The organism is Aureimonas phyllosphaerae (assembly GCF_900113065.1).
GTDB classification, from domain to species: Bacteria; Pseudomonadota; Alphaproteobacteria; order Rhizobiales; family Rhizobiaceae; genus Aureimonas; species Aureimonas phyllosphaerae.
On sequence record NZ_FOOA01000015.1, the window covers coordinates 19,241 to 45,689 of the forward strand.

Genomic DNA, 26,449 nt, shown 5'->3' on the forward strand with positions numbered 1-26,449 from the left:
CTCACCCTGCGGCACGCGCGAGCGGTGCCGGTTCCGCGTCGGCAAGGTCCTGGTGAAGAGGGTTCTGATAGCTGGGCAGGATCCTTGCGACAAACCCGATGACGCTGTGCGTGTCGCCGGTGTGGGCGAGTTTCTCCAACCCTTCGAACGCCTGGCGCAGCTCCTGCAGCGGAACGGGATGCGGCACGGCGCCGAACACGCCCGGCACGGGTGAGGCGACACGCTCCTCGTCGGCGTCGAACAGTTCCTCGAAGAGCTTCTCGCCCGGACGGCAGCCGACGAAATCGATCTTGATGTCTTCGCCCGGGCGGTAGCCGGCGAGCTTGATCATGCGCCGGGCCATGTCGATGATCTTGATGGGCTCGCCCATGTCGAGGACGAAGATTTCGCCTAGTCCGAGGCGTTTCTCGAGACCGTAGGCGGAAGCCTGAAGCGTCAGTTCCACCGCTTCGCGAATGGTCATGAAGAAGCGCTTCATGTCGGGATGGGTGACCGTCAGCGGGCCGCCACGCGCGAGTTGACGCTCGAAGAGCGGAATCAGCGACCCGCTGGAGCCCAGGACGTTGCCGAAGCGCACGGTCATGAAGCGCGTACGCTCGTCGCTTCTCTCGCCGGCAAGGTCCAACGCCTGGCAGTAGAGTTCGGCCAGTCGCTTGGTCGCGCCCATGACGCTAGTGGCATTGACCACCTTGTCGGTCGAGATCTGGACCATGGCGCGTGCGCCGCAGGCCCGCGTGGCTTCCGCAACGTTCATCGAGCCGATGACGTTGGTGAGGATCCCCTCGCAAGGGTTCATCTCGACCATCGGGACATGCTTGAGGGCTGCCGCATGGAACACGAGATCGGGCTTGTGCCGCGCGAAGATCTCGTTGAGACGGCCGGCATCGCGGACGTTGCAGAGATAGGCTTTCCGCGGCGTGGACCCGTGCTTTTCCGATAGTTCGAGATCGATGGCATAGAGATTGAACTCGCAGCTCTCGATCAGCACGATCTCGGCCGGCCCCAGCCCGGCCACCTGAAGCGTCAGTTCCCGGCCGATGGACCCGCCCGCTCCCGTCACCACCACGCGGCAACCATGGATCAGGCGATGCAGCGCGTCCCGATCGAGCGTGGTCTGCGAACGCTCCAAGAGATCGGTCAGCTCGATGGGACGCAGTTCGAGGCGGTTCCCGGCATTCGGGTTGCGGAGTTCGAGTGCCGGGGCGGGCCGCGAGATGGCGATGCCCAGACGATCGGCGCGGTCGATCAGCGCCTTCATTTCCGGATCGGTGAAGCTCGAGATCGTTTCGGTGAAGATCAGGTGGCGCGGCTTCAGTCCTCGGGCCTCGAGATCGCCCATCGCTTCGTCGAAGTCTGCGATAGTGCCGAGGATCGGAACGCCGCGCAGGAGGTTTCCCGCCGTTCCCGTCGCGCGATCGAGGATGCCGACAGGCCAATGGCGTGCCGTGCCGTCGCGTTGCAGAGCGCGAAGATAGAGGTCGGCAATGTCGCCCGCCCCGACGAGGAGCACGGGCACGATATCGCGACCGCTCTTGGTGGCGACGCCGGTCCCGGGTTCGAACCGACGGATCTCCGCGATCTTGAAGCGCATGCGTGCGCCCACGAGCAGGAACGTCAGAAGGAGAGCCTGCATGACGACGACCGAGCGCGGCACTGCGTCGAACCGGGTCGTCAGGAACAGGCATATGACGAAGCCGAGCGAGGCAATCGCGACAGCCCTGACGATGTCGAGAAGGTCGGCAACGGAGGCATAACGCCAGTTGCGACGGTAAAGGCAGGTCATCGGGAAGATCAGTGCGCATGTCGCCACGAAGAGCGGCAGGGCATAGGACAGGGCCCGAAAGCTGTCCGGGCTCGTCGCTTGGCCCTCGAGCCCGAGACGAACGGCCGAAGCGAGCAAGAACGCGACCGCTGCCAGAGCCAGGTCGCCGGCATAGAGTCCGAGATTGCTGCGCGTCGCCTTCAGGCGCTTTGCCGTTCTCTGGCGCAGGTGATGGTAGAGCTCGTTCCGGCTGACGAAGCTGGGCCAGGGCGACGATGCCGGGCCGTTCAGGAGATGCCGCGCGATGGAAGCCGCGTACAGGGGGATGGCATGAAGGCCGAGGGCGCCGCCGCCCGGCCGCTGCAGTTCGATGGGAGACGCCATGGGGAACCCCTTCAGGAAACCGTGGGTCGCCGAACCGACGCAACCTGCTGCTCGTTTCGGCTCATGTCGCAACGGATGGCACGGAACACGAACGCTGCGACGAGACAGAAGGGAGAAGTACTTGCGCCTTCTTGGCTACGATTTGCTATGGAATACACTCGGTTGACGCGAAGAACGCCTGCATCCTTCGCATCATACTGACTTCAGAAGCGCTCGTTACTCGAAAGACGTACCTCGTCCGGCACGGCCCAGCCATCCAGACAGGTCGGCCTGAATGAGATTGCCCAACCGGGCGACGTCCGGTTCATAATAGTCCACGAGCCTCGCGCGCAGCGAGGACGACAGGGCCGGATACGCGACCTCGCCGATCAGACGCTTCCGCGCCGCGACGAAAAGGGGATGGCGACGAAAAGGCCGCACGAGCGGCTTGATCGGACCGAGCGCACGGCGCAGACCTCGCCCGACCATCGGTTCGGTGCGATCCTTCACCTTCTTCACGTCGACGGAACGCGGATCCGCTTCGAGAAGACCGAGATGCGCGCGGACCTTCGCGAGCTGTCGACCCGGATCGGCCAGCATGTCCTCGTAGAAGAGAACCAGAAGCTGATCCTGCGGATAGAGGTCGAGATAGGCGGTCAGCTGATCGTGGTAGAGGCCGCCGTTGAGAAAGCGGTTGCCCCGTCCCGTCCGCGTATCGAGTTCCGCCTCGATGTTCCCGCCGGCCTCGCCGCGCCGATACAGCATGCAGTAGTCGGAATAGGCGCGCTCGACCGGGTTCCGGAGTTGAACGACCAGCCGGGCATGCGGCAGAAGGGCCTGGACGCGCGCCGGCGCGAGCGGATTGTCGAGGTAGGAGTTCGACTTCTCGCCGACGATCTGGTCCGCCCTGCATCCCTCGAATTGCCGGAAGTACCAGTCGTCCCCCCGCTCGTGGTAGCGACTGAAGTAGTGCAGTTCGGGCTCCGGCATGAACACGTGCGGATCGGCCTGAAGAGCTTTCTGCAACCAGGTCGTCGCGCTCTTGGCCGCGCCGATGATCAGGAAGTCGATGTCTTGCGCGCGCATGCCTGGTGCACTCCCTGGTTTCGAATGGCTGGCGGCGGTCGCGCCACGGTGCTGCTAAGCGAAGGTTTCCGTGACGCCGGTCAGCCTGGCGGAACGTGCAGGCCGGCGAAGCGCGCGGGCATAGACAGCCATGATCTGTTCCACATGGCGCACCGAACCATAGGACTGATGGGCCTCGGCCTCGGCTGCATCGGCGATGCGTTTCGAGAGGTTCGGGTCCGACAGCAGTCGGGCCGTGGGATAGATGAACGCATCCGCACTCTCGGGGTGGACGAGGAAACCGGTTCGTCCGTCGCAGATGGCCTCCGGATTGCCGCCATGGTCGGTCGCCACCACCGGCGTGCGAAGAAACATGGCTTCCACCAACGTGCGCCCGAGCGGCTCGCCGAAAGCGGGAACAAGCAGGATGTCGGTGGCGGCCAGAAAGGTCTCCATGGGGCTTCGAAAGCCCATGAGGCGCACGACATGCTGGAGGCCGAGAGCCTCGATACGGGCGCGAACCGCCGCATCGAGATCAGCGCCGGCGGGATCGGGCGCGCCGAACATGCATCCCACGATGGGGATGGCGGGATGTCGCTGGCGGAATTGCGCGACGATCTCGACGAAAAGCAGGGGCCGCTTGCGCTCGATCAGGCTTCCCACATAGCTGAGCACTCTCGTTCCGGCAGGCAGGCCGAGTTCGCCGAGCAGCAAATCCTTGGCGTCCTTTCGGTCCGGCGATCGGAGGGGTGGATCGAACGGGCTGTTGATCACGCTGAGCCGATCGCGGAGCGGCAGGAGGGGCCGCTTCGGGCGCGAGAAATGCGAAACGGTGACGACCTCGTTCGCGATCAACGGCGCGAGGCGGTTGACGCCCCGTGCGGCGGGATCGCCCCGGTGGTGCCACACCAGTCGCGCGCCGGCGAGGCGCGCTGCAAGACCCCAGTTTGCATGGATCCGCCCGTCGTTCGTATGGACGATATGGAAGCGCCCTTCGCGGATGAAACGGCGCAGGAAGGGCAAGGTCTGCCCCAGAAAACTCGCAAGGCGCGGCTGCTCGCCGTTCCGAGGGGACAGCGTCGCCTCCAGGGGACAGCCGACGAAGGCCTGGCCCTCGCGGCGCAGGAAGGCCGCAAGCGGCCCGTCCGTGCGTTGCAGCACGACAACGGGCTCCACCTGAGAGCGATCGAAGCCCTGGATCAGCTTCAGCGCGGAGATGTGGCTTCCTCCCACGTCGTCTCCAACGAAGGGAAAGCAGACCCGAAGCGGGCCGGCCGCGTCGAGACGCCTGCATTCCGGCATCAGTGCGCGCCTTGTGTGATGTAGCCGGCCCGCATGAGATGCGACACCACGACTTCGGCGGCATCGGCCGCGCTGAGGTCCGGCGTCATCCGGATATCGGGCTCTTCCGGCGGCTCGTAGGGACTGTCGATGCCGGTGAAGTTCTCGATCAGACCCTGGCGGGCGCGCTTGTAGAGGCCCTTCGGATCCCGGCTTTCGGCGACTTCGATGGGCGTGTCCACGAAAATCTCGATGAACTCGCCCTCCTGCAGCATCTCGCGCGCCATCCGCCGTTCGGCTCGGAAGGGCGAAATGAAGGAAACCAGCGTGACGATGCCGGCGTCGGCGAAGAGGCGGGCCGCTTCCGCGACGCGTCGGATGTTCTCCACCCGGTCGGCTTCCGTGAAACCGAGGTCGCGGTTCAACCCGTGGCGGATGTTGTCGCCGTCCAGAATGTAGGTGTGGATGCCCAGCGAATGGAGCCGCTTCTCCACGAGGTTGGCGATGGTCGATTTGCCGGCGCCGGAAAGTCCCGTGAACCAGAGGACGGCCGGCTTCTGGCCCTTGAGCGCGGCACGCGACGACTTGTCGACGTCGAGCGCCTGCCAGTGGATGTTGTGCGCGCGTCGAAGACCGAACTCGATCATCCCCGCACCGACGGTGAGGTTCGTCATCCGGTCGATGACGATGAAGGCGCCGGTCTCCTTGATGCTCGAGAACGGATCGAAGGCGATCGGCTCGTGCGTCGACAGGTTGACGAACCCGACCTCGTTGAGTTCGAGCGTCCTGGCGGCGAGCTTCTGAAGGGTGTTGACGTCGACCTTGTGCTTGATGTCGGTGACGCTGGCCGTGAGCGTCCGGGTGCCGATCTTCACGAGATAGGGCCGGCCGGCGATCAGGGGATCGGCATGCATCCAGATCAGGTGCGCGGCGAACTGGTCCGAGACCTGGGGGCGAGCGACCGCCGCGGCGATGACGTCGCCGCGCGAGGCGTCGATCTCGTCCTCAAGGGTCAGGGTGACGGCCGCGCCCGCACCCGCGGCCTCGAGATCGCCGTCATAGGTGACGATCCGTTTCACACGGCTGGTGATGCCCGACCCGGCGACGACGATCCGCTCGCCCGTCCGCACCGATCCGGCCGCGATCGTGCCGGCAAAGCCGCGGAAGTTGAGATGCGGGCGGTTGACCCATTGGACGGGCATCCGAAAGGGAGCGCTGGGGTCGGCCTCCTCGACCTCGATGGTTTCGAGGTGTTCGATCAGCGACGGCCCCTCGTACCAGGGCGTCCGCTCGCTGCGGGTCAGCATGTTGTCGCCGAAGCGAGCCGCCAACGGGATGGCCTGCAGCGAGCGGAACCCGAAACTCTCGGCGAAGGCCTGGTACTCCGCCACGATGGCCTCGAAGACATCCTTCGAATAGTCGACGAGATCGATCTTGTTCACGGCCAGGACGACGTGCCGGATGCCGAGCAGCGAGACGATGAAGGAATGGCGGCGCGTCTGCGTCAGGATGCCGTGGCGCGCGTCGACGAGGAGCACGGCCAGATCGGCGTTGGAAGCGCCGGTCGCCATGTTGCGGGTGTACTGTTCATGTCCCGGCGTGTCGGCGACGATGAACTTGCGCGCATCCGTGGCGAAGAAGCGATAGGCGACGTCGATCGTGATGCCCTGCTCGCGCTCGGCGGCGAGACCGTCGACGAGAAGGGCGAAGTCGAGCCCATCCTCCGTGGCGCCCCGACGGCGGTTGGAGTCGCGGCCGAGGGCGGCGAGCTGGTCCTCGGTCAGGAGCTTCGTGTCGTAGAGGAGCCGGCCGATGAGGGTCGACTTGCCGTCGTCGACGCTGCCGCAGGTGAGGAACCGCAGAAGGCTCTTGCGCTCTGTACCGGGCAGGAGGCCGGGAAGGCCGGAGGCCGCTTCAGGACCGGCGTGGGACGTGTCGAGAACGGCGCTCATCAGAAATAGCCCTCCTGCTTCTTCTTCTCCATGGATGCGGCCTCGTCATGATCGATGAGGCGCCCCGAACGCTCCGATGTCCGGGCCAGGAGAATCTCACGGACGATGTCGGGAAGCGTTGCGGCCTCGCTTTCGCACGCCGCCGTCAGCGGGTAGCAGCCGAGCGTGCGGAAGCGCACGCTGCGCATCTCGGGCACCTCGCCCGCGCGCAGGGGCAGGCGGTGGTCGTCGACCATGATCCACTGCCCGTCGCGCTCCACCACGGGGCGCGGCGCCGCGAAGTAGAGAGGGACGATCGGGATGTCCTCGGCCAGGATGTATTCCCACACGTCGAGCTCGGTCCAGTTGGACAGGGGGAAGACGCGGATCGACTCGCCCGACTTGATGCGGGTGTTGAAGAGGTTCCAGAGTTCCGGCCGCTGATCCTTCGGGTTCCAGCCATGATTGGCCGAGCGGAACGAGAACATGCGCTCCTTGGCCCTCGATTTCTCCTCGTCGCGACGCGCACCGCCAAACGCGGCATCGAAGCGATGAGCCGACAGCGCCGCCTTCAGCGCCTCGGTCTTCATCACCTGCGTGTAGAACGAGGATCCGTGCGTGAACGGATTGATCCCCTCGGCCAGTCCCGCCTCGTTGCGATGGACCACAAGGTCGAGACCGAGACGGGCCACCGTCTCGTCGCGAAACCGGATCATCTCGGCGAACTTCCACGTCGTGTCGATGTGAAGCAGCGGGAACGGCGGCAGGGCGGGAAAAAACGCCTTCATCGCCAGATGCAGCATCACGGCCGAGTCCTTGCCGATCGAATACATCAGCACCGGATTCTGGAATTCGGCGGCGACCTCACGGAAGATGAAGATCGCCTCGGCCTCGAGACGCCGGAGATGTTCCGGCAGCGAACCGCCTCCTGCTTCTCGTGCGGACGCGGGCCTGGTTTCCGGGGCAAGGGGAACAGCGATGGACATCATGCGCCTTTCGAAACGAGGAGAGCGGTGTCGCGGGGCAGATCGAGCGGATCCGGGCGCGCCGTCTGATGGTGCGCGAGCGCGCGGTGGAGCGTGAAGCTGAGACCGCCCGCCCAGCAGATCCCGAGCGCGATATGGGCGATGTTGCCGCCCATAGGCCCGATCGTCGGAATGAGGAGCATGGCGACGGCGAAGAACACGATCGTTCCGACCACGACGGTGCGCAGGACGTCGTGCTGGCGGCCCATGGCGAGGAGCCCGACGCGCATGGCCGAGCCGCACAGCACGAAGGCGACAGCCACCATCTGCACGACGACGAGCGAGGAAGCGCCGAGAAATTCCGGGCCGGCCGTCCAGAGGAGGAGCGGATGGATCAGGACCGCGATCGCGACGATGCCGACGAGACTGGCGACGAAGAGCAGCGCCTCGATCTGCAGGATCAAGCGCTTGAATTCGCCGACGCGTCCCTGAGCCCAGAGCCGTGTCACGTCCGGATAGAGCACGGCCTGAACCTGTGCCCCCACCTGCTGCCCGACGCGTCCGATCCGCTTGGCGATGTGGTAAAGGCCGGCGGCCGCGGGATCGGTCAGCGCGCCGACGAGAAGCGTGTCGAACTCTTGCGCGCTCATGCGCAGCGTCAGCGACAGGTTGGCCGACCAGGCGAAACCCCAGATGCCGGGGAAGCGCTGCGTGACGCCCCGCACGCTCGCCGTCAGCAGCCGGTGGATGCCCTGTCGGCGCAGGGTATGAAGTGCCAATCCCAGCATGATCAGCGAGCCGAGCGCCTGCGTCCCGGCCCAGACCGCCACGAAATAGGGCAGCCCGGCCATCATCAGGCTGCCGACAAGACATAGGCCGACGCGCGCGATCGAGTTGACCAGTTGCCCGTAGGCCACGAGGCGGAACTGGCCGGCCATGCGCTGGACGGCGGTCGGCATTCCCGTGAGCTGGAACAGGAGGACGCTCGAGTACGCGATCACCAGATGCGTCGTCTCGGCCGGCCAGGAAAAGAGATACGCCCCCATGAGGGCTCCAAGGACTGCGACAGCGAAGGCAAGGACCGCACTTGCGAGGTCGAGAAGGAAGCCGAACTTCAGCAGCATGCGCAGGTCGCCGCGCTGCGCGGGATGCTGGAGGTCGGCGCCGTACTTGATGATCGGCTGCCATGTCTGGAAACTGACGACGCGCTCCACCACGCGGACGAATGTGTAGATCATCGCAAGGAGCCCGTAATCGACAGGGCCCAGCGCGCGCGCGGAGAGTGCGAAGGCGGCAAGGCCGAGCAGCGAGCCGATGAAGTTTCCGGTGAGGAGATGGCCGATATTGGCGAGGCGCGTGCGATGGTCGCCCGTCTGCCGGAAGCTGCGCAGAGCCTTTCGCACACGACCGGGAAGGAGGTTCGAATGGGCCAAGATCGCCTCTTGCGATCGCCCGGACAGCCTATCCCGCCGCATTCGTCGCAGCCTCATAGTGCGCGGGCGGGAAAGCGCGGCTAGTTCGCCCTTCGGTCTCCGACCTCCGACGACCGCCCCCTTCGGACCAAGCGGGCAACGATGATCTACGTCGTTCGCCTTACCCCCTTACTCCTGTCGCTCCGCAGTCCTGGGGCACGATAGACCTTTGCCGGGGGCGACGCGTCGCCCGTGGACGATAAGCTGCCGGGCCAACCGTCCGGCTCTCGTCCGCACGGGGCGGCAGGGACTGTATGGGGCAAGACCCGGTTCATCGATCGAGCGCACGGGAGCGCTCGTACTATCGTGCCGACATCGACGGCCTGCGAGCGGTCGCCGTCATCGCGGTCCTCCTGTTTCACGCTGAGTTGCCCGGTTTTGCAGGCGGCTACGTCGGCGTCGACGTCTTCTTCGTCATCTCCGGCTTCCTGATCACATCGATCATCTGCGAAGACTTGGACCGCGGTCGCTTCACATTCGCCGACTTCTACGCCCGTCGCGTCCGGCGCATCTTCCCGGCCCTCTTCGCCACGGTTCTCGTCACCTGCATCGTCGCCGGATGCTTTTTTCTTCCGCCGGACTTCCGCTCGCTCGGCGCTTCGATCGCGGCGACGGCGGGCTTCGCCTCCAATATCCTGTTCTGGGCTCAAGCGGACTATTTTGATGCGCCGGCGGAGCTCAAACCCCTCCTTCACACCTGGTCGCTGTCGATCGAGGAACAGTTCTACCTCGGCTTTCCCTATCTTCTGGTCCTCCTCTGGTGGATGGATCCGCCAAATCGACGGCGCGTGCTGGCGGGCCTGACCGCCGCCTCGTTCGCCATAGGCGTCATCGCCACGCACAAGGATCCCCAGGCAGCCTTCTACCTCCTGCCGCCGCGGGCCTGGGAACTGCTTCTCGGCGCTCTTCTGGCTCTGTCACCCGGCCCCGCGCTTCCGCCCGCGCTCGCTCGACGCGCGGGTTGGCTCGGTCTTGCATCGATCCTCCTGGCCGTTGCGATCTACGATGCTCAAACGCCCTTCCCGGGCTTTGCCGCCCTATTGCCGACCCTCGGCGCGGCGCTGGTGATCGGTGCGGGGACATCGGGCCACGTCGGGGCGTCGAAGCTTCTGGGAAGCCGCCCTCTGGTCGCGGTCGGCCGGCTCTCGTTCTCGCTCTACCTCTGGCATTGGCCGGTCCTGTCGCTCCTGCGCTACGCGCTGGCTCGCGAGCTCGATGGCTTCGAGACCGCAGCAGCGCTTGCGACCTCCGTTCTTTTGGCCATCGTCTCCTGGCGCTTCGTCGAGGAACCGTTCCGGCGCCCGCGAACGCAATCCAGGGCGGCGGTCCTGCGCAGGGCGGCTGCGGTCACGGCCGGCATCTTCCTGACGGGGATCGTCCTTCAGGCAACCGGCGGGTTGCCGCAGCGCCTGCCCGATCGGCTTCTCGCCTATAGCCCGCTCTTACCGCCCGAAGCCGAAAGCCGCGTGTCCTGTGCAAGCTGGTCCGCAGCGCGCACCAATCTGCCGGGTATCTGCCTCGTGGGGGATCTGTCGGCGCCCGACCTGAGCTTCGCCGTGATCGGCGACAGCCACGCGGAAGCGCTGATCCCGGCCTTCGAACTGGCCGCGACGCACCACCGACAGAAGGGGCTCGTCTTCGTCAAGCACGCCTGCCGACCGATGCTCGGCGTCGCGCGTGTCGTGGACGGCAAGCGGAATGCATCGTGCTCGACCTTCGTCGCCAAGGCGATCGACGAGATCCGGGCGCAGGCCTCGATCGAGGAGGTCGTCTTCGCCGCACGCTGGACGCGCCAGGCCCTGGGGACAGGCTACCAGCAGCCTGTCTCCTTCTATACGGACGGACAGTCGCCCGAAGTGTCGATCGAAGAGAACAAGCGTTCGCTCATCCGCGGCCTCGACCGGGCCTTCGACGCGCTGTCCGATCGGCGCATCACGGTGATCGGCGCGGTCCCCGAGAACGAGTTCCTGCCGCCGATGGCGCTGGCGATGGCGAATCTCTTCCGCCGCTCGCCGCCCCGCACGACCGCAGAAGCCTTCCATCGCCGGAACGCGGTGGTGGAAGACGTCTTCGCGCAGCTCGCCAAATGGCATCGGTTCCAGTTCATTGCACCGGCGCGTCATCTCTGCGACGGGGCGACCTGCGCGGCCGAGATCGGTGGCCGCTCGCTCTATCGCGACGACGACCATCTCAGCGCGTTCGGCGCCGAGCAACTCGCGAACGTGATCGACGACATGTTCGAGGAGCCGCCGACCCCGGTCCCGCCCGTGAAGGCTCGAGACGGGAACTAGCCGAGTTGGAGGCCGGTCTTCGACACCAGAGCCTTGGCGGCCGGCGTCAGGTGGCGCTCGCAGATGCCGAGGATCCTGACCGCCTGCGCCTCGCTGAGATAGTCTGCAAAGCCGCCCGCCACGCCGCGCCGCATCCGCAGGCTTTCGGTATCGCCGCGATCATAGTCGTGCGCCGGGAGCCCCTGCTCGATCTCGCGCTCGCGCATCGCCTCGAAGCGCGACGCCTCGACCGCACGCCGCATCGGTTCCGGTCGATGCGGGAAACCGAGGAAATCCACCACGCTCGAACTGGTGGCCTCCGTCTCGGCCGTCAGCGCTTCGTAGCTGATGACGATGTTGCGGTGATGAGGAAGCCCCCTTCCCCAGGCATTGAGGTAGCGAACGAGGGCAGGAGCGCCCTGCGCCTCGTCCACGATGAACTCGTCGATCCCGCCGACGAAGCGGTGCTTGTGACGCGTGGCATGGAAGTAGGCCGAGACGAGAACATCGCGGGGGTCGCGCACCATGAAGATGATCGGGCGATTGAGAAAGAGCGATCGCCGGTAGAGATGATGGGTGACGAGGATCAGCGGAACATCGCTGCGCCGATGTCCGTATCGGAACGCGGGGATGCCGCGCACCGGATCGAGATCGTAGTTCGGAACGACCCCGAACATCTCCCGCAGATCGACCGCCTCCCCTTCGCGCGCGAGGGACGCGAAGTAGTGCGAGAGGATGAAGCGGAACCACGTCCGTCCCGACTTCGGGTAGGATACGAGGAACGTGTCGGCCCCGACGGCCGCCCAGGTCATCCTGACCCGGCGGTCGATCTTCCGGAACGCGCGCTGATGCAGCATGGTCATGGGCCGTACCTCGAATGGGAGTGGGACGTGAGCGCCGCATCGACGACCTCGTCCCAGCGGTCCACGACGTGAGCGGTGGTGAACCGGCGGCTACTTTGGCGCGCCGCTTCGGCAAGACGCTGGCGCAGGCTCTCGTCCGAGAGCAGGCGCCGCAGCGCCCCGGCCATGGCCGCCACGTTCTCGGGGTCGACGAGAAGGCCGTTCTGGCCATCGTCGATCATCTCCCGCGGGCCCCAGCGGCAATCGAAGGAAACCACGGGAAGGCCTGCGGCCATGGCTTCCAGAAGAACGATGCCCCAGCCCTCGAAGCGCGAGGACAGGACGAAGGCGTCGGCCGTATCGACCCAGACGCCCGGCACATCGGTGACGCCGGGCATGTCGACCCGGCCATCGAGCCCGAGGCTGGCGCGCTCGGCTTCGAGAAGGCCACGGTCTGCGCCCTCGCCCCAGATCACGAGGCGCCAGTCCGGAACTTCCGGAGCGATCTCGGCGAAGGCGCGCAGGAGGAGGTCGAACCCCTTCTGCGGAACCAGCCGGCCAACGGCGGTCAGCGTCCGGCCATCGGACCGACGCCGTCCCGCTGCCGGCAGATCGACCGGATTGGGGATCACCCATCCGCGCCGGCGCATCGGCGCGGGGAAGAACTCGAGCGCACCCTTCGTCATCGTCACGAGGCCGAAGGCGCGCGGGTAGAGGCGCGAGCGGAGGGTGTTCCAGATCGGTCCGACGGTCTGGGCCGCCGGGTTGTTGCGCTCCGACACGACGACCTCCACGCCGAGGCGGAACGCAGCCATCAACGTGAGGACGTTCGTGCGGACGAGAAAGCTGACGACGACGTCCGGTCCCACCTCGCGCAGCGCCCGGTGGAGACGCCACACGCGACGACCCGCGGTGCCGATCGCCGAGACCGCGCCACGGCGGCCGGGCGGCAGCCCCAGACGCCGGACCTCGATGCCGGGGTGGAGGGGGTAGTAGGGAACCGCGCCCGGCTCTTCGAGCGTCAGGATCGTCACCGATCGGCCGCGAGCGATCCATTCGTTGGCAAGCACGCTGACCACATGCTCGGTCCCGCCCGCCCCCAATCCGGGCAGGACGATGCAGATCCTCGCCGCCGCGCCCGCAGCGAGCGGAAGGCCTGCGACCGGTTTGAACGTCGTCGGGTTGCGTTCGTGTCCCAAGCGGTGCCCCGGATTTCGATCCCTCGCGTCCTTCGAGTATGCGGGGCAAGGCAAGGCGGAACAGCTGGACTTTGGAGCGTCGGCGAGACCTCTTCCTACCTCTAAAGGCGCACTTGGACCGAGCGAGGTTCCATTGTGGCCTCGAGGACGGAAGGTCGCCGAACCGGGGATCGGATGATTCGGGAGCTGCGGGGATCATGAGTTCGATCCGCACCGTCTTCGTAGGAGCAGTCGAAGGATCGCTCGTCGCGCTCGAGGCCCTGATCGCCGCCGGACGGGCTCCCGTTCTGGTGGTCACGCTTCCGCCGGAATCGGCCCATCGCCATTCGGATTACGTCGATCTCGCTCGTCCCGCCCGCAAAACCGGGGCGGCCGTGCACTTCACGACCAACATCAATGCGCCGGAAACGGTCGAAGCGATCCGCGCGGCGGCACCGGACCTCACGATGGTGATCGGCTGGTCGCAGATCTGCCGCGAGCCCTTCCGCTCGGTGGCACGGCTGGGAACCCTCGGCTACCACCCCTCGCCCCTGCCGCGTTTCCGCGGACGGGCGGTGATCCCCTGGACGATCCTGGCGGAGGAGACGACCTCGGGCTCGAGCGTCTTCTGGCTGGACGAAGGGGTCGACAGCGGTCCGATCATCGTCCAGCGTCTGTTCCCCGTCGCGCACGACGAAACCGCCCGATCGCTCTACGACAAGCACAAGCAGGCGCTCGCCGAGATCGCTGTGGATGCGCTGGACAGGATCGCGAGGGGCGAGGCCGCCGGCACCGCCCAGGACGAACGGCTTGCGAGCTACTGCGCCAAACGGACCGAAGCGGACGGTCTCATCGACTGGCGCGAGCCATCCGAGGCGATCCTGCGTCTCGTGCGGGCGGTGGGCGACCCCTATCCGGGAGCCTTCACCTTCGATGCCGGCGACCGGATCGTCGTCGGCTCGGCGTGCGCGCTGGCACCACACGGGCGCCATATCGGCCTGACCGGTCAGGTTCAGGGCCACACCGAACGCGGGTTCTCGGTTCTGTGCGGCGATGGCATCACGATCGAAGTCACCACCTGGCGCGGGTCGCCGGACGGGCGGCGCCCGAAGGTGCACGCCCGGCTGGGCCCGTGCCGCAGGCCCGCATGAGGCATCAGGCGGGGACCGGTGCCGGTGTCGTCCGGGCCCAATGTTCTCGATACCACTCGACAAAGGCCGCAACCCCGTCCTCGACCTGCGTCTTCGGAGCGTAACCGGTCAACGCCTCCAGCAGGCGGTGGTCGGCAAAGGTGACGGCGGCATCGCCCGGCTGCATCGGCAGCATCCTGCGCACGGCCCGCTTGCCGAGGCAGCGCTCGATCGCAGACACGAAATCGATCAGTTCGACCGGCTTGCCGCCGGCGATATTGACGACCCGCCAGGGCGCGACGGGTGACAGGGTGTCGGCGACGCCCTCCACCTGCACCGGTCGACCGATCGAGGGCGGGCAGTCGGCCAGCCGCGCGATCGCCTCGACGAGATCGCCGACATAGGTGAAGTCGCGCCGCATGCGCCCCTCCCCGTAGACCTCGATCGGTCGACCGTCCTCGATCGCCTCGACGAAGCGGAAAAGCGCCATGTCCGGCCGTCCCCAGGGTCCATAGACCGTAAAGAACCGGAAGCAGGTCGTCGGGATCGAGAAGAGGTGCGCATAGGCATGCGACATCTCCTCCATCGCCTTCTTGGTCGCGGCATAGAAGGTCAACGGCAGGTCCGCCTTGTCGGACTCGGCGAACGGCAGCGCGGTGTTGGCGCCGTAGACCGAACTCGTCGACGCCAGCATCAGATGCCGCAGCTTGAGGCCGCGCGCGAGTTCCACGATGTTGAAGGAGCCGATGAGGTTGCTGTCCGCATAGGTCTGCGGGTGGTCGATCGAATAGCGCACCCCGGCCTGCGCGGCGAGGTGCACCACCATCTCGGGATCGGCGAGATCTGCGGCATGGCGCAGCGCATCCATGTCCTCGACGCGTCCGGTCAGGGCGCGAAAACCGGGGCGGCGCGCCAGGATCGCATGCCGGGCCGCCTTCAGCCTGACATCGTAGTAAGGCGTCATCGCGTCGAAGCCGACGACCTCGTGACCGTCGTCGAGAAGCCGGTTCGCCAGATGGAATCCGACGAAGCCCGCGGTCCCGGTGATCAGGATCCTCATGACGGGTGGACCTCGCGTGGCGTTGTAGGCAAACAGGGCCGCTGGGGAGCGGCGTGGTCGGGAGCGGCGTGGGTCATTCCGCGGCCACCGGATACGAGAGGGGAAGCGTCGCGAGCCCATCGCCGAGGCAGGTGTAGCGAAGGCCCCGCTTCTCGATCTCCTCGCTGCGATAGATGTTGCGCAGATCCACGAGGACGTTGCCCGTCATGCCCGCCGCCAGTCGGTCGAGGTCGAGCGCGCGGAACTGGTCCCATTCCGTCACGATGACGAGCGCATCGGCTCCATGCGCGCAGACATAGGCATCCTCCGCATAGGCGACATGGGGATCGAGGAGCGGGCGGGCCTGCTCCATTCCCTGCGGATCATAGGCGGTGACTCGCGCGCCCGCATCGATCAACCCCTGGATGATGGAGATGGCGGGCGCCTCGCGCATGTCGTCGGTGTTCGGCTTGAAGGTGAGGCCGAGCACGGCGATCGTGCGCCCCCGCACCCGCCCGCCGCAGGCCGCGACCACCTTGCGCGCCATCGCCCGCTTGCGCTGGTCGTTGACGGCCACGGTCGCCTCGACGAGCCGGAGCGGCGCGTTGCTGTCCTGGGCGGTCTTGACGAGAGCGAGCGTGTCCTTGGGAAAGCAGGATCCCCCGTAGCCCGGCCCTGCGTTCAGGAATTTCGGCCCGATGCGCTTGTCGAGCCCGATCCCGCGCGAGACCTCCTGAACGTTGGCCCCGACATTCTCGCAGAGATCGGCGATCTCGTTGATGAAGGTGATCTTGAGCGCGAGAAAGGCGTTCGCGGCGTATTTGACGAGTTCGGACGTGCGCCGGCTGGTGAAGAGAATCGGGGCGGCGTTGAGGTAGAGCGGCCGGTAGACCTCGGTCATGACCTCCACCGCTCGCGGATCGGCATGGCCGACGACGATCCGGTCGGGTCGCTTGAAGTCCTCGATCGCGGCGCCTTCCCGCAGGAACTCCGGATTGGAGACGACGGCTACGTCTGCGTTCGGATTGACCATGCGGATGATGTAGTCGACCTCGTCGCCGGTTCCGACCGGAACGGTCGACTTCGTTGCGACGACCGTGAAGCCCCGAACGTGCCGCGATATGTCCCGGGCCACGTCGAAGACATGGCTGAGGTCGGCATGTCCGTCGCCGCGCCGGGACGGCGTTCCGACCGCGATGAAGACGACGTCGGCTTCCGAGACGGGACCGGCGAGATCGGTCGAGAACGAAAGGCGGCCCGCCTGCACGTTACTGGCGACGATCTCGGCGAGCCCAGGCTCGTAGATGGGCATGCGACCGGCGCGCAACGCCTCGATCTTGTGCTCCGCCTTGTCGACGCAGGTCACCACATGACCGAAGTCGGCAAAGCACGCCCCACTGACGAGGCCGACGTAACCTGAGCCTATGATCGTGATCCGCATGGCGTCGCCGAGCTCTTCTGCCTGTGGGAGATGAGCCCATCGTGCGGTCGGCTTGCCATGGGGTCGAGTGACAATACGACGGCGGCAGCCTTGCCTATTCGAAGCAAAGCGCCGGGCGCTTCCACTTCCGCGGCGACTTCATAGGTCTTTCGATCGATCGTTCGCCGGTCGCTACGTCTTCAGAACAAGGTCGTGTTCTTTCGGCGAATGGGACGATCGGACGGTGGCGGCAAACGTTGGCCCGTTGGCTCGATCGCCGGATCCCGATGATCTTTTGGGGCGGTGGGGGAACATTGTCGCCCTCGAGGGGCCGCCATACGATGAAGAGAAGGACGAGCCGCACGAGCGGACAACGGGCCCCTGACAGGGCGCCTCTCCCGGCCCGGTGCGGTTCGCTGTCAAAACAGGGAGATCAGCCATGGGCGCGCAGAACATCGCCGGACATGCGAGTATCCTCTACGCCCGCAAGCAGGCCCAATGCTTGACGGAGCAGGAAGCGGAGCTGCTAGAATTCGACCGCACCCGCGGAAATGCCGACCAATCCGTGGAAAGCGATCGGGGTTTTCTCGTACTGGGTCTGTGCATGATCATTTGCGAAGCGGCCTTCGGGTGGGTCGCCTTCAAGAAAATCTGGTTCGGCTGGTTGGGCATGCCCGGCTGGTGGTAGGTGGAAACCCGCAGCGAGGCGCTGCGCAGGTCCTGCCGCCGGGAAGGGTTTCCCGCGGTTTCACCTGCGAGGGGTACCGGACCCGCAAAGCCTCCCAAGCTGAGTTGCTTCGTCACGACGACAGCTGAATCAAAGCGCGCCAGGCAACACATCTTCGGGCGGCAACCAGCGATGGCGGTCGCGACATTTATCGGACCTAGATAGCCTGACCGGGCCAGATGGTTGCTGGAGCCGGTTGCTGCCGACCTTCCAAGCACCGTCCTGCCCCATCCAGGCATCATCGCGTGAGATGCTCGAACGGCGCTGTCTCGACCGGAACGGTTACTTCGCCAAAGAATGTCGGGAAGAACGGTGGGGCGAATCGCCAGCCTTCCATCGCGTCTCCTACTTCAACCTTTTGAAGAAGACCTCGATCTCTTCCGCGAACCTCCATGTCCTGATGGAGCGTTACGAAGGGGCAGCTTGTCTGGAGGAAATCCCTCGGCGGCAACCTTCAGCCGGCTCAAAAAAGTTATCCACTGCTCTGTGGATAAGTCGGCTCGACTGCATCGTGATCCGGATGCCGTAGCGTCTGAGCGTACGGAATCGTCCTTAAGTGCCCGATTATCTTACGCTTGTGCGTTTTCTCACACCTTAACAATTTGTAATAGGCAATATGGATGCATAGGTTGAATTCAGGAATCGTTTACCTACCAACGAGTTGCAGGCCCCGACCTTCGGATGCGGTCGGGCCGGCAGAGCGAGCCCGTGACTTTCCACCTAATTGATAGGGATGACGTCAAACATCAATTGTGAGGTCGATCGATGAGCGCCGTGCATGATGCCTCCTCCTTCAGCATTCACCCGGTCGACAAGGCTTCGCCAGGCGGGGTCGACAGTTTCCTCGCCGGCTCCTGGCTGGAGGATCAGCGACGCGGCCTCGATCGCGAGACGCCCCTGACGATCGCCGTCATCGACGATCGTCCGTTGATCCGTGACTGCTTCGGACGCGGATTGCGGGCCGTCGATGAAACGCTCGAGCTTCACTACTTCTCCGACCTGAAGTCGCTCGATGCGTCGGACGCAAAGATTGGGCACATCAACATCATCCTGATCTGCGCCACTTGGTCGAAGGCCAAGTCGGAGCATTATATGTCCCAGATCGCAAAGGTTCGTGCCGACAGGCCGGAGACCGATACGATCATCCTGTCGGAGATCGAGGACGTGTCGGACGTGCTACGAGCCTTCGAGGTCGGGGTGCGCGGGTACATCCCGCCGACGGTCAGCCTGGAGGTGGCGGTCAGCGCCATGCATCTGGTCGCGGCAGGTGGAATCTATGTCCCGGCCAGCATTCTGACCCGATGCGAGCAGCTCATCCGGCAAAGCCCCACCACGAGTGCGGACGAGGACAGCGTGAGCCTTTTCACGTCCAGACAGATGCTGGTGATCGATGCCCTTCGGAAGGGTAAGGCCAACAAGATCATCGCCTACGATCTGAACATGTGTGAAAGCACCGTCAAGGTTCATGTCAGAAACATCATGAAACGACTGAAGGCCCGCAACAGAACGGAAGTCGTCTATCTTTTGAGCAAGCTGGAGGGATCAAGACACCCTGCCTGATAGCGGCCGCTCGTACGCGAGACCCGCAACCGGGAAGTCATCGAACGCCATGTGTGAATGAGGTCGGGTAAGGAGACGCGTTCGATGCGTGAAAGCTCGCAGACCAACGGCTCGCTCAACGGCGAAATGGCGAGGGATCTGCGTGCGCTCCCGATGTTTCAGCGCCTGTCCGAGGCCACAATCCGGGAGCTCAATAGGCAGGCCCGATGGCTCGATGTTCGAGAAGGCGCGACCATCGTCCTGCCTGGCGATCTCCTCGACAAGGTCTTCGTCGTGACGCGGGGCGAATTCTGGTTCTTCGCCTATACCGAGGAAGGCAAGGTCGTTTCCCTCCGCGAATCCAGCGTCGGATCGTTCATCGGCGAAGCGGCTCTGGTCGGCGGCTTCACGGCCAACTTCGCGGTGGAGGCGTCAGCGGATTCCACCGTCGCCGTCATCAAACCGGCTGCGATCCTCGACCTCTTCTGCCAGGACCGGGAGCTGGTCCTCTCTCTCCTGCGAAGCGCGATCGATCGCGAGCAGGTTCTGATCGAACAGGTCGGCGAGTTGATGCGCCTTTGCCGCAAGCACGCCCGGCACGACGGATCGGCGTCCATTCATCCCATCCCCACGCATTCCGATATCGCCTGCAGGATCGGAACCTATCGCGAAGCGGTGTCACGCACCATGAGCCACCTGCAGTATGCCGGCATCATCATTCGCGAAGACGACCGCCTTCTGGTGCCCGATGTCACCAAGCTGGGGTCCTGATCCGACGAACGGATGAGGATGTCAGGGTTCACTGGTCAACGAGATCGGAGTCTCGCGCGGGCTGTGGACACCCTGAAAGGCTTCCCTTGGGTGATCCAATGCATGCCGCGCCGGCCATCAATGCGACGGAGGGTCCCGCTTGGAAACACGGGCGAGACTCCCGCTGCAGGACGGCGCCCCTCGAAGGCAGCCCCTGGAACGTCTGGCCGACGGGTTCAGACGAACAGGTTGTACGTGATGAGTTCCGGCGCGGCGTGCTGGATGGCGACGAAGCTCTGATCCGCATAGACCACGAACAATGTCCCGTCGGGCATCTGCGTCAGGCCCGCTACCGGGACGCCGGTCTCGATCCGGTCTCCGCGATACCAGTCGAAGTCGGTGATGACGTCCTGAGCTCCAGCCGTATGGACGAACGTGTCGGCGCCCGCGTTGCCGGTCATGACGTTGAGGCCCCGCCCGCCGACGATGCGATCGAGGCCGTCGCCTCCGAGGAGCGTGTCGTTTCCCGCGCCGCCGTCGATCGTCGTTCCAACGCTGCCGATGACGCGGACGAGATCATCGCCGCCGACGGCGAAGACGAGATTGTGTCCATCGCCGATGATGGTGATGACGTCGTTCCCGTCCAGCGGATCGGCCGCACCACTGCCGCCGAAGATCGTGTTGTTGCCGCTCCCCTCGACCGTGATCGTATCGGCGCCGAGCCCGCCGACGATCACGTTGGAGCCGACGCCCTGGATGCGCAGCGTATCGTTTCCGAGCCCAGCGAAGAGATGGTTGTTGCCCGAGCCGCCGATGAAGATGTCGTCGTTGCCGGCATTGGCATAGACCACGTTCTGACCGTTGCCGCGCACCACGATGCGATCGGCGCCGTCGCTCGGGTCGGAACCGGTGTTGCCGCCGAAGATCGTGTTGTCGCCCGTGCTGTCGATCGTGATCGTGTCGCTGCCGGACCCGCCGACGACCGCGTTGTTCGCCTTGTTGAGGATCCGGACCTCGTCGTCCCCGAGGCCGGCCGAGATCGTCGCGTTGCCGAGCGCGCGGTAGAGGATCGTGTCGTTGCCGGCATTGGCGTAGATCTCGCCCGATCCCTCGCCCGCGACCGCGATCGCGTCATCGCCGTCCTGCGCGTCTCCCGGACCGCGGCCGCCGAAGACGAGGACGCGCTCGCCTGCCAGCGGCATGGCATGGATCGTATCGGCGCCGAGGTCGCCGTAGATCGTGTCGCTGCCCGAACCCGACGCGATGCGATCGCCGCCGCCCGTCCCGCGAAGAAGCTCGGAACGCGTCGATCCGGACGGAAACGGCGTGGCCATCAGGGTGTCGAGCAGCTGACTCATGGGGGCGGAACCTTTCAATGGAATGGAATGCGGGCCGGGGGTCATCGGGTGGTGGCGCCCCGGCCCGTCCGGGTCACCAGGCGTTGAACTGGGAGTTGAAGGTCGCGCCGATGCCGAAGCGGGTGTCCTTGGTGGATCCCTTCTTGTCCTCGGCCTTGAAGATCTGCCGGGCCTCGGAGAAGCGCCGCATCTTCAGGTTCGTCCAGCCGCGCAGCAATTCGGCGCCGCGATCGTAGCCCTTGGCGGCCTGGCGCTTGTCGAGCGTCGCCAGGGCGGCCTTGTAGTCGCCGGCATCGAACTGCTTCTGCGCTTCGCGAAGCGCCGCATCCTGGCCCCCGCCGCCGCCCTTGCGCACGGTCACCGGGCGTGCCTTGGCGCGCGGCGCACTGGCGGCAGAAGCCGTCTGGAACTCGGCAAGTTCGGGATAGCGTTCGCCGTATCGCGCCTTCACCGCCTTGAGCCCGGCCGTGTCCTTCAGGCGGGCGCTCGCGACGGCGAGGCCGATCACGCCCTGGCTGCTCTCGTCCCAGCCCACCGACTTCTCGAACCAGGCCTTGGCCGTCTCGACCTTCTCCTGGCCGATCCAGTACCATCCCAGCGACTGGGCGCCGAGGGCCGAGCGGCTTGCATCGACCACGTCGGCGAAGCGCCTGACCTCGTCCGCGCCCGGCAGCGTGTCGGAAGCCCCGGAACTCAGTCGCTCCGACACGAGCTCGATGTAGATCTTCTCGATTTCCGGCGCGCGATCGCGATTGTCGTAGGCGAGCTTGCCGGCCGCATCGAGGTCGCCGGCCTGCCGCAGCGAAAGAACCACGCCCTCGACGTTCTTCGGGCTGGAGTCGATCTGGGCCGCGGCGCGGAACCAGTCAGCGGCCTCCGCCCACTTCTTCTGGCCGTAGTAGTACCATCCGAAGAGCTGCGCATCGCCGGCCGAGCGCTCGCGCCCGACGAACTCGGCAAAGCGGGCGAGATCGGCGTCCGCGGGAAGGTTGGAGGCGAGGCCGGATGCGACGCGGCCCATCTCGGCGCGCAGGGGGTCGAACCGGAGGGTGGCGAACTCGCTGCGCCCGTCCGCGCCTGTCCGGCCGAGCGCGATCAGCGCGTCGGCTCCGGCGGGGGGCAGGAGGGCGCTTGCCTTCTGGACGGTCGCCAGGCGCTGGCCGCCGTCCTGGCACTGCGAGAGAACGTAGGCGTAGGCGTCGTAGGCCCGTGCGAGGTCGCCCGTGCGCACAAGGGCTTCCCCAAGGTTCCACATCAGATCGACATTGTCGCAGGTGAGGAGCGACGGGCGGGACTGCGCGGCCTTCACAACCACCGGCCACGAGCCGTTGGCAGCGGCCGCCGCGATGGACGATCGTGCCGTCGCGTCGGCCAGCTTCTCGCCGAGATCGGCCGTCGGCTGCCATCCGGCGTTGTCGCCCTTCAGCTTCTCGACCATCGCGGCCGCTCCCGCGTAGTCTCCTGTCGCAAAGAGATCCCAGATCGGCTGCTCGCTGACCTTCGGGCCCGCCGAAAACAGGTCTTCGGGGGGCGCCCAGGTCGGATAGAGTGCCTTCAGGCGGCGGATTTCGGCGCCGACACGCGCCATGTCGCGTTGCGCGGCGTAGTAGCGAAGGGCCGCGTCGTCGGGGCCGGACGGTGCGTCGGGCTCGTTCGCGGTGGCCGCCGCGGGCGCGATCTGGAACGCGGCGGTCGGCGCACGCGTCTGGGCTTCCGGCGGCTGGACGGCCGCGAACGGATTGGCGCCGCCCGCAGCCGGCGCGACGGGGCTGGCTGCCGCGATCGGGGCGGGTGCGAAGGACGGCGGTCGCACGCCGCCCGCAGCCGGCGCCGCCGCGGCCGGGGCGCCCAGCGCACCGGTGCCGAAGTTCGGCGCGGCCACCTGGGCATTGGCGGCGGTCAGTGAGACGAGGAGGAGGCTCGCGGACGCGAGGAGACAGGCTTTCACAGGCATCGCGGATACCTTTCGGCAAGGGCCAGGAGGCTCAGGAGATGAAGGGTGCTAGGGTAGTAGGTGGTCGGCTCGAAGTTTCGCGTGGCGTCCCCGGCCGGCCGGCCGTCGAGGGCGCAGGCGACAAGGTCTGCGATCGCGCCGTAGCCCGCCGCAGGAAGCGGATCGATCACGAGCCCCGTGTCGAGGTCGACGATCTTCGGGCCCGCGGTGCCCCAGCTTTCCCGGTAGGACGCGAGGAGGTCGCGCTCGGCAGGGCCGCTCCAGGCGAGATAGAGCGGAACGCGGACGGCGTTCCAGCCGAACATGGCGGGAAACGACCGGGCGGGAGCCGGCGTCCCCTTCGCCAACGAGATCCAGTCGCTCGGGAGCCCCTGCTCGCCGAACCGCGCGGAGGCCGCGAGATCGCGGCCGCTCTGCGAGAGGTTCGCCTTCGCCAGCGTCGGCGAGACGGCGGACAGGTCCTCGATCGCGGGAAACACCCAATAGGACAGGTTGACGACCGGTCCGTCCGGCTGTTCGCCCGCGCTGAAGCCCGAGACGGCCGGCATCAGGACGCTGCGCGATCCCGCGGGTTTTACGGCGAGTTCCGCGACCGCGTCGGCGATCCGGGTCGCCGAGCCTCGCCATTCCGGCACGTTCCACGCCTCGGCTGCGCGCAGGAGCGCCCAAGCGATCAGGAGATCGCCGTCCGAGGCGTCGTTCATGTCGGTGACGCGGGGCTCGGCGCCGGGGTCCCAGCGCCAGGCCGCGAGCCCGTCCTTGCGGATGAAGAGCTCCTGGCTGGTCCAGTTCCAGAGCTTCTCGAAGCTCGGCCGGTCGCCGGCGGCGACGGCCAGGAGCATGCCGTAGCCCTGCCCCTCGCTGTGGCTGATGGCACCGTTGTCGTCGTCGACGACCCGACCCTCGTCGGTGACGAAGCGGCTTCGATAGAGCTCCCAGCCCCCGACGAGATAGTCGATCGGCTGAACCCGGACCTCCGGCAGCGCGTCGGCTGCGGCGAACGAGGGTTGTGGCGCCATCATCGTCGCGACCGCGAGCGCCAGCGCGCAAACATGTCTCCGGCCCGTCACGACTTCTTCTCGCCGAGCCGGCGCAGGAGCAGGAATGTCGACACGGCCAGGAGGATCGACGAGGCAAACATCAGCGCCGCGTAGCGATCGCTGTGCCGCGAGAACCAGCCGGCGAGGACCAGACGGGCGTTCGAGATGCTGCGCGGCTGCGTCTCGAAGAGCATCTCCTTGTCGTCGTTCGTCGAGACGAGGGCCTGATCGGCCGCCGCCGGGATGTCGGTCCTGGCGCCGTCGATCGCATTCCACGTCGTCGGCGTGCCGAGGCGATGCAGCCCCTGCGTGAGCAGCGCCGAGGTCGGGGCGGTGAAGACAGTCCAGGCGGTTCCCGGCGCGGGCGTCGCGGCCTGCACAAGGAGCGCGCCGTCCTGCGGCAGTTCCCGCGGAGCCTCCGCCCGGCGTTCGCGATAGGTCGCGACGGCATTATGAATCGCATTCGTCACCGGACGCGTGATCTCGGCGACCCTTTGCCCGACGCCGACGGGATCGGCGAAGGCCGACAGCGTCGTAACGTCCGGCGCGGGCACGTCGGCCGGTGCCTCGCCGTGCATGGTGGAGGCGTTGGCCTCCGACACGCCGCTCCATCCCGTCGGGGTCTCGGACAGGGCGAAGGCCGATGTCCCGTCGCGCAGCCGCAGGGCCGATGCGAGGTCGTTGGGCAGGGACGAATAGGTCCCCACGGCCAGGAGATCGCCGCCCTCGGCATGCGGCAGCGTGTTGACGAAACGCGGTTGGCGCACCGTGCCGGAGCTGGCCGCCATGCGGGCGACGATGGTTGCCGCCGCATTGCGGGCCGACGGGTCGTTGCCCGGCACGTAGACCATCAGGTCGCGGTCGGCCGCCCCGAGCGAGCCGACGCCGGCCAGGGTCGCCGAGAGGTTCGGATAGGAGCCGACACGGGCCAAGGCGGGAAGTTCGAGGCGCGTGTCGCCAGACAGCGCAAACCGCGCGGGCCGCTCGCCGCCGGCGGTGGCTTCGCAAGCCTCATCCTCGGCATTGGGCACGAGAGCCTCGATGCTGATCGTGTTGGGGCCCGGCTTCAGACGGTTCAGCGGGACCTTCAGGCGCTTGTCCTCGATCCTGCCCGGCTGGGGCGAGGACAGGGGCAGCGTCGCGACCACCTGCCCGTTGGCACGGACGAAGAGCGTGGCATCCGCGGACAGATTGGCGGCATAGGCGCCGTTCAGGACCAGGCTGGCAGCGTCGTAGTCGGCCGCATAGAAATCCGCGGGAAGCGACAGGCGCAGGTCCTCGCGAAACAGGCGACCGGCAAAGGGCCTGCCGTCGACGCCCAGCGCGTCGAGCCGCAGGTCGGCATGGCCGGAGACGGCCCGGCCCCGGCGATCGGCGATGGCCTGCAGGCCGGCCTGCGAGCCGTCAGGGGCCCAGGTTTGCGCGCCGGCTCGAAGTTGATCGAGGGCCTTGCGCACGTCGCCGGCGGTGGAGCCGGTCACGACGAGCGTCGCCGGCCGATCCACGGCTGAGGGCAGAAGCGAAACGCCGGGCCAGGGCGTCTGCGCACCCGGCTGCCGGGCCAGGGGCCCGATCTCGTCCATCGTGCCGACGACGACGTCGAGCACGGCATCGCTGCCGCCCTCGCGGCCGAGCTGGACGAGCGGGTCGTCCATCGCACCGATCACGACGGCGGCCTCGATCGCGGCAAGCGTGTTGTCGGTCCGCTCCGCGGTCGAGCCTTCCGGCACGAGGCCGGCGATCCGGACCTTGCCCTGCCCGTCGCGCGGCAGGGCGGGCAGGTCGGCAAGGCCGGCGACGGCCGCGCCGGTCCTCGGGAAGCGCAGACCGCTCGCCGCGGGGTCGAACGACGTCCACAGCTCGTAGGTCCCCTGCACCGAGCAGTCGACGCGGTGGAACTGCTGCATGGAGATGCCGACGGCGTTGAAACCGGGGCGCAGGAGTCCGGGCGGCACGGGCAGGTCGAGTGACTGCGCGCTCCCGACCCGGATCGCCTGCGAGACGATCTCGACCCCGTTGACGCTGACGACGAGCGAGGAGCCTTCCGGCGCGACAGAGACGGCGGACGTGTAGCCGAGCGTAAGGCGGGCCTCCTTCGTGCTCTGCTCGCCCGTGACGAAGACGGGGAACACCCGATGGGACGCTTCGCCCGAGAACTGCAGGTCCGAGGACGCGGCGAGAAGCGGAGCGAGGTCCGCGCTTGGGGAGACGGCCGCCGTCGCTCCGGCCGGGGCGCCGGAGAAGTCGAAGGCCGGGGCCGTCTGCGCGCCGGCCGGTGCGCTCGCAAGGGCGAGGAGGCCGAGGGCGGTCGCTCCGGCCATCCGGAGCCGATGGGAAGACAGGTTCCAGGTCATGGTCGTGTT

General features: G+C 66.6%; 19 protein-coding genes. 5 read left to right on the forward strand and 14 right to left on the reverse strand.

Features of this window, described 5'->3' with window-relative positions; all coding sequences use genetic code 11:
- Nucleotide 1 precedes the first annotated feature (1 nt).
- From BM175_RS16270 to BM175_RS16295, 6 genes are all read right to left on the reverse strand, one after another.
- The gene (locus BM175_RS16270; RefSeq protein WP_090964857.1) at nucleotides 2-2,146 is read right to left on the reverse strand and encodes a nucleoside-diphosphate sugar epimerase/dehydratase; all 2,145 of its coding nucleotides are present in this window, start codon (nucleotides 2,144-2,146) and stop codon (nucleotides 2-4) included.
- Between the two features lie 216 nt (nucleotides 2,147-2,362).
- Nucleotides 2,363-3,211 (reverse strand): sulfotransferase, encoded by an 849-nt coding sequence (locus BM175_RS16275; RefSeq protein ID WP_090964859.1) that lies wholly within the window; start codon nucleotides 3,209-3,211, stop codon nucleotides 2,363-2,365.
- Nucleotides 3,212-3,265: 54 nt separating this feature from the next.
- Entirely contained in the window at nucleotides 3,266-4,492 is a 1,227-nt protein-coding gene (locus BM175_RS16280) for a glycosyltransferase family 4 protein (RefSeq protein WP_090964861.1), read from the reverse strand.
- Nucleotides 4,492-6,423, reverse strand: coding sequence for a sulfate adenylyltransferase subunit CysN (cysN, locus tag BM175_RS16285; protein WP_090964863.1), 1,932 nt, complete (start codon nucleotides 6,421-6,423; stop codon nucleotides 4,492-4,494). The genes BM175_RS16280 and cysN overlap by 1 nt, the downstream gene beginning before the upstream one ends.
- Nucleotides 6,423-7,388: a sulfate adenylyltransferase subunit CysD gene (gene cysD, locus BM175_RS16290; protein ID WP_090965006.1), complete on the reverse strand. Its 966-nt coding sequence runs from the start codon at nucleotides 7,386-7,388 to the stop codon at nucleotides 6,423-6,425. The genes cysN and cysD overlap by 1 nt, the downstream gene beginning before the upstream one ends.
- Nucleotides 7,388-8,800 (reverse strand): lipopolysaccharide biosynthesis protein, encoded by a 1,413-nt coding sequence (locus tag BM175_RS16295; RefSeq protein WP_244546042.1) that lies wholly within the window; start codon nucleotides 8,798-8,800, stop codon nucleotides 7,388-7,390. Before BM175_RS16295 ends, cysD begins: the two co-directional genes overlap by 1 nt.
- A gap of 293 nt (nucleotides 8,801-9,093) precedes the next feature.
- On the opposite strand from BM175_RS16295, the gene BM175_RS16300 reads away from it, so the two are divergent.
- The gene (locus BM175_RS16300; RefSeq protein ID WP_090964867.1) at nucleotides 9,094-11,130 is read left to right on the forward strand and encodes an acyltransferase family protein; all 2,037 of its coding nucleotides are present in this window, start codon (nucleotides 9,094-9,096) and stop codon (nucleotides 11,128-11,130) included.
- Here BM175_RS16300 and BM175_RS16305 read toward each other — a convergent pair.
- Nucleotides 11,127-11,972 (reverse strand): sulfotransferase domain-containing protein, encoded by an 846-nt coding sequence (locus tag BM175_RS16305; RefSeq protein WP_090964869.1) that lies wholly within the window; start codon nucleotides 11,970-11,972, stop codon nucleotides 11,127-11,129. The genes BM175_RS16300 and BM175_RS16305 overlap by 4 nt on opposite strands.
- Nucleotides 11,969-13,075, reverse strand: a complete 1,107-nt coding sequence (locus tag BM175_RS16310; protein ID WP_425285286.1) for a glycosyltransferase family 4 protein — start codon at nucleotides 13,073-13,075, stop codon at nucleotides 11,969-11,971. The genes BM175_RS16305 and BM175_RS16310 overlap by 4 nt, the downstream gene beginning before the upstream one ends.
- 281 nt (nucleotides 13,076-13,356) lie before the next feature.
- Between BM175_RS16310 and BM175_RS16315 the strand changes: the two genes are divergently transcribed.
- Nucleotides 13,357-14,280: a methionyl-tRNA formyltransferase gene (locus tag BM175_RS16315; protein ID WP_090965008.1), complete on the forward strand. Its 924-nt coding sequence runs from the start codon at nucleotides 13,357-13,359 to the stop codon at nucleotides 14,278-14,280.
- 4 nt (nucleotides 14,281-14,284) lie between these two features.
- On the opposite strand, the gene BM175_RS16320 is transcribed toward BM175_RS16315, so the two are convergent.
- Together BM175_RS16320 and BM175_RS16325 are read right to left on the reverse strand one after the other, a co-directional pair.
- Nucleotides 14,285-15,319, reverse strand: a complete 1,035-nt coding sequence (locus tag BM175_RS16320; protein WP_090964873.1) for an NAD-dependent epimerase/dehydratase family protein — start codon at nucleotides 15,317-15,319, stop codon at nucleotides 14,285-14,287.
- Between the two features lie 73 nt (nucleotides 15,320-15,392).
- Nucleotides 15,393-16,739, reverse strand: a complete 1,347-nt coding sequence (locus BM175_RS16325) for a UDP-glucose dehydrogenase family protein (protein ID WP_090964875.1) — start codon at nucleotides 16,737-16,739, stop codon at nucleotides 15,393-15,395.
- Nucleotides 16,740-17,157: 418 nt separating this feature from the next.
- Between BM175_RS16325 and BM175_RS16330 the strand changes: the two genes are divergently transcribed.
- The 3 genes from BM175_RS16330 to BM175_RS16340 all read left to right on the forward strand — a co-directional run bounded on the left by BM175_RS16330 (nucleotide 17,158) and on the right by BM175_RS16340 (nucleotide 19,755).
- Nucleotides 17,158-17,406 (forward strand): hypothetical protein, encoded by a 249-nt coding sequence (locus BM175_RS16330; RefSeq protein ID WP_090964877.1) that lies wholly within the window; start codon nucleotides 17,158-17,160, stop codon nucleotides 17,404-17,406.
- Between the two features lie 804 nt (nucleotides 17,407-18,210).
- Nucleotides 18,211-19,005 carry a LuxR C-terminal-related transcriptional regulator gene (locus BM175_RS16335; protein WP_090964879.1) on the forward strand — a complete coding sequence of 265 codons (795 nt, stop codon included), beginning with the start codon at nucleotides 18,211-18,213 and terminating at the stop codon, nucleotides 19,003-19,005.
- 84 nt (nucleotides 19,006-19,089) lie between these two features.
- Entirely contained in the window at nucleotides 19,090-19,755 is a 666-nt protein-coding gene (locus BM175_RS16340; RefSeq protein ID WP_175526884.1) for a Crp/Fnr family transcriptional regulator, read from the forward strand.
- 215 nt (nucleotides 19,756-19,970) lie between these two features.
- Here BM175_RS16340 and BM175_RS16345 read toward each other — a convergent pair whose 3' ends face one another.
- The 4 genes from BM175_RS16345 to BM175_RS16360 form a co-directional block, all read right to left on the reverse strand.
- Nucleotides 19,971-21,092 (reverse strand): calcium-binding protein, encoded by a 1,122-nt coding sequence (locus BM175_RS16345; RefSeq protein ID WP_090964883.1) that lies wholly within the window; start codon nucleotides 21,090-21,092, stop codon nucleotides 19,971-19,973.
- A gap of 73 nt (nucleotides 21,093-21,165) precedes the next feature.
- On the reverse strand, nucleotides 21,166-23,046 hold the full coding sequence (locus tag BM175_RS16350) for a hypothetical protein (protein WP_090964885.1): 1,881 nt from the start codon (nucleotides 23,044-23,046) through the stop codon (nucleotides 21,166-21,168).
- Nucleotides 23,037-24,116: a family 8 glycosyl hydrolase gene (locus BM175_RS16355; RefSeq protein WP_244546043.1), complete on the reverse strand. Its 1,080-nt coding sequence runs from the start codon at nucleotides 24,114-24,116 to the stop codon at nucleotides 23,037-23,039. Before BM175_RS16355 ends, BM175_RS16350 begins: the two co-directional genes overlap by 10 nt.
- A complete protein-coding gene (locus BM175_RS16360; RefSeq protein WP_090964887.1) occupies nucleotides 24,113-26,440 on the reverse strand; it encodes a cellulose biosynthesis cyclic di-GMP-binding regulatory protein BcsB in 2,328 nt (775 codons plus the stop codon). Before BM175_RS16360 ends, BM175_RS16355 begins: the two co-directional genes overlap by 4 nt.
- Nucleotides 26,441-26,449: the final 9 nt, after the last annotated feature.

Excerpts from the sequence above, each read along its gene's own strand:
- BM175_RS16270 (WP_090964857.1), bottom strand. The coding sequence starts at position 2,146 with ATGGCGTCTCCCATCGAACTGCAGCGGCCGGGCGGCGGCGCCCTCGGC.
- BM175_RS16275 (WP_090964859.1), bottom strand. The coding sequence starts at position 3,211 with ATGCGCGCGCAAGACATCGACTTCCTGATCATCGGCGCGGCCAAGAGC.
- BM175_RS16280 (WP_090964861.1), bottom strand. The coding sequence starts at position 4,492 with ATGCCGGAATGCAGGCGTCTCGACGCGGCCGGCCCGCTTCGGGTCTGC.
- cysN (WP_090964863.1), bottom strand. The coding sequence starts at position 6,423 with ATGAGCGCCGTTCTCGACACGTCCCACGCCGGTCCTGAAGCGGCCTCC.
- cysD (WP_090965006.1), bottom strand. The coding sequence starts at position 7,388 with ATGTCCATCGCTGTTCCCCTTGCCCCGGAAACCAGGCCCGCGTCCGCA.
- BM175_RS16300 (WP_090964867.1), top strand. The coding sequence starts at position 9,094 with ATGGGGCAAGACCCGGTTCATCGATCGAGCGCACGGGAGCGCTCGTAC.
- BM175_RS16305 (WP_090964869.1), bottom strand. The coding sequence starts at position 11,972 with ATGACCATGCTGCATCAGCGCGCGTTCCGGAAGATCGACCGCCGGGTC.
- BM175_RS16320 (WP_090964873.1), bottom strand. The coding sequence starts at position 15,319 with ATGAGGATCCTGATCACCGGGACCGCGGGCTTCGTCGGATTCCATCTG.
- BM175_RS16325 (WP_090964875.1), bottom strand. The coding sequence starts at position 16,739 with ATGCGGATCACGATCATAGGCTCAGGTTACGTCGGCCTCGTCAGTGGG.
- BM175_RS16330 (WP_090964877.1), top strand. The coding sequence starts at position 17,158 with ATGGGCGCGCAGAACATCGCCGGACATGCGAGTATCCTCTACGCCCGC.
- BM175_RS16335 (WP_090964879.1), top strand. The coding sequence starts at position 18,211 with ATGAGCGCCGTGCATGATGCCTCCTCCTTCAGCATTCACCCGGTCGAC.
- BM175_RS16340 (WP_175526884.1), top strand. The coding sequence starts at position 19,090 with ATGCGTGAAAGCTCGCAGACCAACGGCTCGCTCAACGGCGAAATGGCG.
- BM175_RS16345 (WP_090964883.1), bottom strand. The coding sequence starts at position 21,092 with ATGAGTCAGCTGCTCGACACCCTGATGGCCACGCCGTTTCCGTCCGGA.
- BM175_RS16350 (WP_090964885.1), bottom strand. The coding sequence starts at position 23,046 with ATGCCTGTGAAAGCCTGTCTCCTCGCGTCCGCGAGCCTCCTCCTCGTC.
- BM175_RS16360 (WP_090964887.1), bottom strand. The coding sequence starts at position 26,440 with ATGACCTGGAACCTGTCTTCCCATCGGCTCCGGATGGCCGGAGCGACC.